17 protein-coding genes are annotated in these 7,814 nt (G+C 28.5%); all 17 read right to left on the reverse strand.

Annotated elements, in window-relative coordinates:
- Positions 1–114 precede the first annotated feature (114 nt).
- Positions 115–600, reverse strand: a complete 486-nt coding sequence (locus tag PHC28_RS12560) for an HAD domain-containing protein (RefSeq protein ID WP_300100977.1) — start codon at positions 598–600, stop codon at positions 115–117.
- Entirely contained in the window at positions 597–821 is a 225-nt protein-coding gene (locus tag PHC28_RS12565; RefSeq protein WP_300100980.1) for a hypothetical protein, read from the reverse strand. The genes PHC28_RS12560 and PHC28_RS12565 overlap by 4 nt, the downstream gene beginning before the upstream one ends.
- Before the next feature lie 5 nt (positions 822–826).
- Positions 827–1,129: a hypothetical protein gene (locus PHC28_RS12570; RefSeq protein ID WP_300100983.1), complete on the reverse strand. Its 303-nt coding sequence runs from the start codon at positions 1,127–1,129 to the stop codon at positions 827–829.
- The gene (locus PHC28_RS12575) at positions 1,120–1,488 is read right to left on the reverse strand and encodes a hypothetical protein (protein ID WP_300100987.1); all 369 of its coding nucleotides are present in this window, start codon (positions 1,486–1,488) and stop codon (positions 1,120–1,122) included. Before PHC28_RS12575 ends, PHC28_RS12570 begins: the two co-directional genes overlap by 10 nt.
- Before the next feature lies 1 nt (position 1,489).
- The gene (locus tag PHC28_RS12580) at positions 1,490–1,681 is read right to left on the reverse strand and encodes a hypothetical protein (protein WP_300100990.1); all 192 of its coding nucleotides are present in this window, start codon (positions 1,679–1,681) and stop codon (positions 1,490–1,492) included.
- A gap of 35 nt (positions 1,682–1,716) precedes the next feature.
- Complete coding sequence (locus PHC28_RS12585; protein WP_300100994.1) at positions 1,717–2,283, reverse strand: metallophosphoesterase; 567 nt, start codon at positions 2,281–2,283, stop codon at positions 1,717–1,719.
- A 2-nt stretch (positions 2,284–2,285) separates the two neighbouring features.
- A complete protein-coding gene (locus PHC28_RS12590; RefSeq protein WP_300100997.1) occupies positions 2,286–2,468 on the reverse strand; it encodes a hypothetical protein in 183 nt (60 codons plus the stop codon).
- Between the two features lie 17 nt (positions 2,469–2,485).
- Entirely contained in the window at positions 2,486–3,094 is a 609-nt protein-coding gene (locus PHC28_RS12595) for a hypothetical protein (protein WP_300101000.1), read from the reverse strand.
- Entirely contained in the window at positions 3,091–3,384 is a 294-nt protein-coding gene (locus PHC28_RS12600) for a hypothetical protein (RefSeq protein ID WP_300101003.1), read from the reverse strand. Before PHC28_RS12600 ends, PHC28_RS12595 begins: the two co-directional genes overlap by 4 nt.
- Positions 3,381–3,590, reverse strand: coding sequence for a hypothetical protein (locus tag PHC28_RS12605; protein ID WP_300101006.1), 210 nt, complete (start codon positions 3,588–3,590; stop codon positions 3,381–3,383). The genes PHC28_RS12600 and PHC28_RS12605 overlap by 4 nt, the downstream gene beginning before the upstream one ends.
- Positions 3,591–3,636: 46 nt before the next feature.
- Positions 3,637–4,416, reverse strand: a complete 780-nt coding sequence (locus PHC28_RS12610; protein WP_300101009.1) for a tRNA(His) guanylyltransferase Thg1 family protein — start codon at positions 4,414–4,416, stop codon at positions 3,637–3,639.
- Between the two features lie 63 nt (positions 4,417–4,479).
- On the reverse strand, positions 4,480–4,647 hold the full coding sequence (locus PHC28_RS12615; RefSeq protein ID WP_300101012.1) for a hypothetical protein: 168 nt from the start codon (positions 4,645–4,647) through the stop codon (positions 4,480–4,482).
- A gap of 200 nt (positions 4,648–4,847) precedes the next feature.
- The gene (locus tag PHC28_RS12620) at positions 4,848–5,270 is read right to left on the reverse strand and encodes a hypothetical protein (protein ID WP_300101015.1); all 423 of its coding nucleotides are present in this window, start codon (positions 5,268–5,270) and stop codon (positions 4,848–4,850) included.
- Positions 5,271–5,316: 46 nt separating this feature from the next.
- Complete coding sequence (locus tag PHC28_RS12625) at positions 5,317–5,760, reverse strand: hypothetical protein (protein ID WP_300101018.1); 444 nt, start codon at positions 5,758–5,760, stop codon at positions 5,317–5,319.
- Between the two features lie 308 nt (positions 5,761–6,068).
- The gene (locus tag PHC28_RS12630; RefSeq protein WP_300101021.1) at positions 6,069–6,320 is read right to left on the reverse strand and encodes a hypothetical protein; all 252 of its coding nucleotides are present in this window, start codon (positions 6,318–6,320) and stop codon (positions 6,069–6,071) included.
- Positions 6,321–6,333: 13 nt separating this feature from the next.
- Positions 6,334–6,969: a vWA domain-containing protein gene (locus PHC28_RS12635; RefSeq protein ID WP_300101024.1), complete on the reverse strand. Its 636-nt coding sequence runs from the start codon at positions 6,967–6,969 to the stop codon at positions 6,334–6,336.
- A gap of 254 nt (positions 6,970–7,223) precedes the next feature.
- Entirely contained in the window at positions 7,224–7,748 is a 525-nt protein-coding gene (locus PHC28_RS12640; protein WP_300101027.1) for a hypothetical protein, read from the reverse strand.
- Positions 7,749–7,814: the final 66 nt, after the last annotated feature.

The following is a 7,814-nucleotide window of genomic DNA, read 5'->3' on the forward strand; positions in this document are numbered from 1 at the left end:
ATACTTCTTTAATTTCTTGCATATTAGTTCCTATATGTTTGTTGTACAATAGTCGTACTTAATATTTTTCTAGCTTGTTCATAATAAAAATCATTGAACCCGGATTTATTATTACTATCTGATATGAACAAAATTGTTTCTCTGTGAATACAACATATCAGAATCGTCATCAAGGATTAAATACTGATCAATATTTGATTCTTTACAATATTTTAATTGTTCTTCTTTTGACCAATTTATGTGATAAAAACCTTGATTTTTTAACCATATTTCTATTTCAAAACCTCTTGGGACACAATACTGCACATTTTTATATGAACTTCTCATTATAGGAGTAATACCTATAATATTTCTATTCATATTTTCATTTTTCCATATCGTGGATAATCTATCTATACCATCACTCCTCCATGTAGAAGAAATAACTATATCCGTATCAAATTCTTGAATCAATTCATTTAATAATTTTTTTGAATGTGGTTCGAATCGTTGATATGAACCAGCATATTCTTCACAGTATTCGTATTTACAAGTACCTGACTTATAACCTTCATGATGATTTAATACTCCATCAATATCCAAAAAAATCAATTTTCTCATAAAGGCTTATCCGGTAAATATCGCCAATGTGTTGGTAATATAGTTAATGTATCTTGACGATCGCGTTCTCCTTGTCCTAAAGCCCACCATCTCCCTTTACTCACTTGAACTGCGCAGAATCTACCATCAGTCCATTTTCTCTTAGATTTTTGAGGTTGATAAATTAATATCAACTCATCAATTGGGGCTTTACTGATATCATCATTCCATTCATTTAACATTTATTTCATAACCTATTATGTTCTATTCTTACAGGATTTAGTTCGATATCAATTATTGTAGTAGAGTGTTTTGTTTCATGAGTAGTTACCCATTCCCAATCTGCAACGATAGCATCATATCCAAGAACAAATATTTCTTTTGTAGCGTTAGGATATTGTCTATTCAATATAAAAACATACGAATCATAAAATCCTTCAAGGGATACATACGCATTTTCTTCATATCCCCAGCCAATCATTTTTATCGTAGAACCATTTTTCAATTCACTAATAACACTATCATCATATATTTTCATAATTAATCCCAAATTGAATCAAATTCTATATATACACAATCTTGGTCATATATGAAATCATCAGGGTATTCTATTTCTTTAACTTTTGGTTCACGAAAATACGGATCATAATCTATATCATAATATTCATCTTCTTCATACGAAGAACTGATTCTAATATTTTCCTCTAGATCATCATAATATTCATCTAATAGGTTTTTAGTTGAAACCTTCATAATTGGTTTCTTTGGAGATTTAAACCATACTTTAAATTTATAGCGATATTTATCGTTATCGCTATAATATAGTGCAACTTCTTTATCAATGTTTTTAAATGTATCATTAAAATATTCTACAGAACCAATACTACGTTCTCTGAAAGTTCTTGACATATTATTCACCTTGTTGTTTGATATAATTAATAATAAATAATTTACCTTTTTTTGTCAAGCAAAAATCATTATCATATGTCACATTTATTACATATCCTAAATGCTGTAAATCAATTAAATCTTTATCAGAAAAATTATTAACTTGATTATCATACCAAGTTAATAATTTTTTATATAAATTTTCGTCAACCATACCCTTCCTGTGGTTAACATTATATAAAAATCACATTATTGTGTTTTATCTTTTAGTAATTCTTGATATTTAGTCATAATTTCTTCAATTGAATGAGGTATCAAATTATTACTATCCATCCCGATATCCATAACCATTCTATTTTTATCATCTAAAATACAACTGGTAGAATGTTTATGCCCATGTAAAAAAATATCAAATTGTAAATCATTGAAAGTATAGTCTTTCATGATAAGTTCTCTATGTGGATAGTGGCAAAAGATAAATCTCACATCATCAATTACTGCATCCATCATATCACTGTAATGTACAAAATATTCGTCTAAAAAATAAGTTTTTTCTCTTATTCTATTATCATGATTACCAAAAATCAAAGTTTTTTTGCCATTCATCTTTTTCAAAATAATACCAGTTTCTCTGGTATTTGTAAAAGATAAATCACCTATAATAATAACATCATCATCCTTACTGATTTTAGAATTCCAATTATAAATCATTGTATCATTCATTTCTTCCGGAGATTTAAAGTGCCCTCTTGTATCAGGGCAATATTTTATAATATTTCGGTGCGAAATGTGTAAATCACTCGTAAAGAAAAGCATAATTATTCCTTAATTAAAAAACGTTGGATCGTATCAGATGTATATGGGATTGCATTATCCCAATATTCGCAATCCTCATCAACATATTCTTGTAGTTGATCCAACCACTCGGTAACTAATCGTATTGGTTGGTAATGTTTATTATCATTATTCCAAACGACACATATTACTGCATGAGTTTTCAAAGTGTGTTGTAAAGTATTCATTTTAAAATTACCGGATAAGGTATTTCAAGAGTATTGGTTTGCACTAACTTTTCAATACCATCTTCAAATTTAATTTTACTTATTGATCCAGAATATATACCTGATAATTCAGTATCAATATATTGTTCTTCAAGTTCATCAATAGGTTTTACCCAATTCAATATTGTAACAAATTCACCAGTAGGGAGATACTTTGCAAATTTATTTAATAATTCACTGTTATATTCAATCGTATAACCATCTCCGATTTCTTCATCAAGATCAACACATACATCAGCAGTATAATCTCTATAAAAAATCAATGAAATGATATAATGTTTTAGTTTATCGCACAGAACTCTATTTAAAAAGTAATATTTTTTATCAGATTTTCTACCATCTTGTGAACTATATCCGACGAATTCATTATCAAGAAATATTGCAATTTGTCCGATCCATGAACCAGAACAATTCCATTTACTTAGATAATATCCTTGTAATCTTTCGGTAGATTCAACAAAAAAATCTTGATAAATCCCAAATTCTTTAGCTAATTCATCGATGTCTATATATGCTTCGTTCGCCGGAGATTTGTCTAAATTTTCAATCAAGTATCTCAATTTCATAATGTACCTTTGATTTGTATTTGAATTAAGGGGGATTTTCTTCTATCTAACATCAATTCACGATGGCCAACTTTTGAAAAATATATCAATGATTCGTCTGAAATTTCAAAAATAATAATTCTACAATATCTATCATGTACAAATCGTGAATTATTAAATTTTCCATCAGTTACTCGTTCTTCAATAAATTCTTTTGTTCCGAACCATTTGAATCTACCTTTCCAAGATAGACTATTTGATTTAATAGTATCTTGGAATTCTTCTTCGCACATCGCTCTATAAACGATCATTTTAATATTGATGCGGCAAAAGATATATTATCTAAAAATCCGTTTAATATATCAACAGATTTTTTTAGAGTTTCAGTATTTTTTTCGTTTAAAGAACTGAGTACTGTAATAAATTCCTCTTCGTCAATATTCATGATATTTGTTATTAGGTGCTGAATAGAACCTAATAATTCTGCTTTTCGTTTGATTATTTCAACTTGTGTCATAATATTTATCTCATAATATTTTTAAAAATTAAATTATAAATTATTTTTATAAAATGTCAACTATTGCTTGTTCTTTATTAAAAATAAATCCAACTTTATTTACACATTTACTAAACCTTGGAACAATATCGGTTAATACTTCAATTTCATTTCTAATAGATACTATTTGTTCGTTGGTATATGGGTTAATAGTTTCTTTTTCTACCGGCTTTTTTCTGACCCAAGTACCTCGTTTGAATTTAACAGGAATATCATTGAAATTTATTCCATATTCACTGAATAACATTTCTTGTTTTTCTTTACCTGTTTTATTTTGTAATTGTTTATGAGAGAAATAATGACTTGCAACTTGTGATATTGCATTTTTTGTACAATCATTATTTCGCCAAACAAAGGCATTAGCGACTTCGCTTTTGTTTGGCATTTGTACTAACCTACAATCAAAATGGGGAGTTAGTTTTTTAACTCTATCAGGAAAATATTCTGTTGCTGAAATAACGAAAGCACTACTGGCTTCTGCGGCGAGAGTTGAAATAATTTTATGTATTTTACCATCAAAAGGAATATTATTATAGTCCCAACATAAAGAAATTTCATCGGATTGAAAATAACATATCAATGGGTTTGTTTTTTCTACCAAGTGTATTACAGTTTTCAGCATACATTGATAAAAATTTTCATCAAAAGGTCGATTCATTCCTTTGGTGAATTTTGAAAATCCTCTACCATCTAATCTCGCATATATTGGTAATAAAGGAATAAATTTTCGTTGAGTCTCTATTGACTCATACATTTTCATTCTATCGCCGAGATCATCTTTACTCATCATCATTCCTATATAATTATCACTTAATTAAATCATAACACAAAATTTTTAATATGTGTATTTTTATTTTTGTAGAATATTAACTACTTTTTCGGCTATTTTTTTATATGTTGCTTCTGGTGATATAAAAAAATAAGAAGAACCTTTTGCATTTTGTTTACGAATTAGTTCTTCTCCATATTTACTAACCAATAACATGATTTCTTTGAAATCTCTTTCTATCGGTGACATCAATTAGCCCTTTATTCCAAGCGGTAATACAATCGCTTCTGGTAGAGAATCAATATTTTCAATACTCGCTCCACAATTATTACACATTACGAAACTGAATTTATACATATCAATATCATCTAACGGATAAACTTCATATCCAACATCGTTTCGTTACTACCACAAAATGGACAATCTAACAATTTTTGTTCTTCCATAAATTACCTAATGAGATTTGTTGGTTTTAATTCAATATCTTCATCACAATACCATTCATCTTTATCGATATCATATACAGTCTTTACAATCGCTTGTCTAGTTTCTGTTATAGTTCCTTCAGTTATCGAAAAAGCGATTCCTAGATTTTTAATTCGAATGATATATGTTTTATCTTCTTGTGACGTACCATAATAAAAAACATCCATAAAATATTCAATCATATTTTTCAATACTATCAAATTATCTTCTAATCTTCGTTCAACGAGTCTATCGATAAAATGATCACTGATGTATAAATCAAAATTTGTACCATCATATAATCTTATTATTTTTTTCTTTTCTATCTGGAAAAACCTAATAAGATTCTTTTTTAATACTTGTTTTCTAATACGTTCTTGTAATATTTTATTAACATGATTTGTCATAATATCCTCTATAAAATTATATTATCATATCAACCATAAGTAAATATTATTGTGAATATTCTCTTAATCTCAATTCCAAAGTTTGGATTCTTGCATTTTTGATTACTATTTCTTGATTTAATTGATCAATGATAATATGTAAGCTAGTTATTTGTTGATCTTTATCATCCAATTTTCTTTTTAAAGATGTTAAATCGTGTTCAAGAGTTTCAATTTTCTGTAATCGTTGTTCTAATGCACGAATCATTTCCCATAATCTATTATTTTCGTCTTTATAGTGTTCGAGTTCCTTTTTCTGTAATTCAAGTTGTTCTTTTAAATGACCATATAATGTACTTTCTGCACCAGCTTTACTCGCTTCGGCATTTGATGCCGTTTGTATTTTTTTAAGGAAACTTATTATAGGTAAACCTAATAATATAGCTGAAACTATTACCCCTAAAAATAACGCAAACGGCTGAGTTACGCTAGTTTCTAAAAGATCGATCATAACATTGCTCCATGTGTTTATATTGTAGAGTCATCCGTATACTCCTGTTTAATTAAAATTCTACAATGTATTTATAAAGAATGTGAATTTATATCTATACAATTAATATAGCAACTGAATCAAATGTATTATACAGATCGTTATACATATTTTGTATATCTATATAATAATGAGTTTCATTACCACAACAAGTACATAACCATATATCATTCTTTTTTGAATAATTACTTACTCTTAGCCGATCTCCATATAAATTATCTTGATAAGTATTTACACAATTACAATATCTAATATATGGAGATCGTTTTTCACAAGTCATAATATAATATGCCAACATCCTTTTTATAATTGATAAAATCAATGCCTCTAACCCGTTTCAATTCTCCGTTAATGAAAATCAGATCTCTGTGTTGGAGATTATTAACGATGTTTGAATAGATAGTTAAAGCAGTTCTACCTTTTCCTGGTACATCTAATAATTCGCAATTATCAAAACTAGGATATATTTTTTTCAATAACTCATGAGATTTTAAAACTAAAATATCAAATAATTTTTTCATATTAACAGCTCACTTATTCAGCCATTGCCTTACTACGGGCAGTATCATCAAAAGAAATATTACCAGAACCTCTATAATTCGTTAATGTTTCACTTACACACGCGAATGCATTCAAAGTACCATTAGCTGTTTGATTATATGTGATACTTGCATTTACACTTAATCCAAGAGATATTCCCGTTGATATAGCATCTTGATTGGCTCCGAGGAAGATGAATTCCCAATTATATACTTCTTTTTGATGCTTAATCTTTTTATCTATATCTTCTTTTTTAAATAATACACTTGAATTTTCTTCACCATCTGTTTGAAATAAGATAATTACTTTTTCTGGTCTTTCGTGTTCTGGCATAGCTGCCAAACGTTCGCCGGTAATATCAATTGATTTACACATAGCATCTAATAATGCGGTACTACCTCTAGGTTTATAAATTTCTTTTGTTAATTTAGGAGCTTTCTTGATATCTACTGCTTCATATACCACTGAAAACTGATCATCAAATTTAATTAAGGTAATATTTGCTTCACCTTGAACATTAGATTGATCGATTAAAAATTTATTAATACCAGTAATAACTTCTTGCCAAGTATTCATCATTGAATACGATTCATCGATTACTAATGTAATATCTGTTAATCCTTGCTTCATTTAATTCCTCGCTTATATCATATCATCTGTTATAGTTGTTACAGGATATTTTTCCTGTGTTATTGTACTGGTTGTACTTTTTGGGCACCTAACTACATTGATTATTATTGGTACTCCGAACGCACCAGATCGTTCAAGAATATAAAAACTACAATCTTTTAATCCATCTGGTACTGAAGGCCATTCAGTTGTTTTACTTGATCCATTATTATAACACCCTGAAACAAATATAACAAGAGTTAGTATTAAAAATTTCATTTGAATATATCCTTAATCATGTTCTCAATTATCATATCACCGGATATATCATCACACTTATTGATATATCCATCTTCATCTAATTCACCTTCAATAATACCATTTTTTATCAAAGTAGCAAAAATATCATATTTCCAACCAGAATTACCAAATGGCCGTTTACCATTAAACCCCTCAGGGTCTTCCCACAATTTCAATAAAAGTTCTTTAATATAATCTTTTATTGTCGTGGTTTCGCCACCATACTCAAATGTAAGTATTTTAACTAGATCTGAACCAATACTACTCCAACCAATTGGTTCAGATCTAAAACGCGGAGCCTCAAAATATCCAACCCAATTGTCTTCATATCTTTCCCCGTACGGTACTAGGATATATTCGTCTGATGACCATTCTTCTCTTGGGTCATCAATATCTTTTGGTCTACTTGGTTCTCCCATGATTCCAATCGTCGTAGTACCATCTTTTAGATAAACTAACACTTTAGTATTATGAGGGATATTATCCAAATTCGTATTCATTACAATGTTCCTAATAGTTGTTTAACATTTTCGATATGTTGTTCATCCATTTTAACTCCAGCAATA

Source organism: Flavobacterium sp. (assembly GCF_028712645.1).
Taxonomy (GTDB): Bacteria; Bacteroidota; Bacteroidia; order Flavobacteriales; family Flavobacteriaceae; genus Flavobacterium.